The organism is Aequorivita aquimaris (assembly GCF_001573155.1).
Taxonomy (GTDB): Bacteria; Bacteroidota; Bacteroidia; order Flavobacteriales; family Flavobacteriaceae; genus Aequorivita; species Aequorivita aquimaris.
In genome coordinates, this window is record NZ_JRWG01000030.1 from 1 (window position 1) to 1,505 (window position 1,505).

Genomic DNA, 1,505 nt, shown 5'->3' on the forward strand with positions numbered 1-1,505 from the left:
GAGGAGAACCCGAACGACTTCACCTTTGAGAACGGCTTCAACTGTTCTTCCGCATCAGCGTTCCAGACCGCGAACGACGTGACCGTAGCTGCTGATGAGAACTTCACCTTGGAGAACATTACAGCCAGCATCTTCGCCAACGGCGGTATCGCAAACGTTGACGTAAACTATTATGACGATGCCGCGGGCCTTCCCGGGGCTCTCATAGGTTCTGAGGCTTCTGTTACCATCGACAACCAAACGGTTATCGGCAGCAACTTCGGTTTTGACGTTAACGAGGTGGAGATGACCGTTACCCCATTTATTTTTAACGGACAAGCGGGTGCTTCAACAAAATATTGGATTGAACTGTCCGTAACCGATGGCGGTGCAACCGGAAGCGTGTTCTGGGTAGTTACTTCATCTACAATGGTAGGAGATCCTTCGGCGCAGTTCGATGCCGGTTGGGGCATTCCGGATCCTTTGATGGACGGTGTTTACATTTGGGAAGGCAGTTGCGACCCGATTGGCGGTGGCGGCTGTACACCAGATAGCATTGAAACACTTTATGCCGGAGGGAATAATGGTAGCCAAGGAGGAGCTGTTTATTTTGATATCACGGTAGGAGCTTCAGATATTGAAATATCTACTTTTGATATGAATACGGCACAAACTGGCCCCTTTACCATGGAGGCATATGTATTTGAAGGTACTTACGTTGGAAACCAAGGTAATCCTGCTCCTTGGGGTGCTGCAGCAGCCACGGGATCAGGAACTGGAGCTGGAGTTGGACTTCCTTCAACAGCTACGTTGGATACTCCTATTATTATGTCTGCAAATACTACATATGCAGTTGCATTAGTTTTTGATGGAACACATGCTCATACCTATACAAATGGAGATGGGACAAATCAAAACTATTCAAATAGTGATATAACATTAGACTTGGGTTCAGCAAGTAATGTTCCTTTTACAACTCCTATTTTTGATCCACGTGTTTGGAATGGGGGCATTGGATACTGCGTTGATAATGGCGGTGGAGGCACTTATGATGATTGTTCTGGTGCTATAGCCCTTGCCTGTGGCGACAGTGTAGTTGGAGAGACTCTGACGGCGACGGATTCTGGCGGGAACGCAGCCCCTGATGTGTTCTACAAGTTCACTGGCACGGGTTCTGCCCAGTTGGTGACCATCTCGCTCTGCGGTGGGGGTACCGACTATGACTCTGTGCTTCGCGTCTTTGACGATTGCAACCTTGCCAACGAGCTTGCCTTCAACGATGATTCCTGTGGTCTTCAGAGTGAGGTTACCTTTGTCTCCGATGGTACTTCTACCTATTATATTATGGTGGAGGGCTTTGGTAGCAACTCCGGTAACTTCAGTTTGGACGTTACCTGTACCGAGCCATTGCCGAACGACGACTGCGGTGGCGCGATAGCGGTAAGCTGTGGGGATTCGGTAACGGGCACCACCGTGGGCGCCACGGTAGATTCCGGTGCTCCTGTCTGCGGTCCCGCGATCACCTC

Annotated in this window: 1 pseudogene; it reads left to right on the top strand. The window is 49.8% G+C overall.

The window, feature by feature from the left end:
- Positions 1-1,505 (top strand): annotated as a pseudogene (locus LS48_RS15385) (hypothetical protein); the annotation flags it as partial.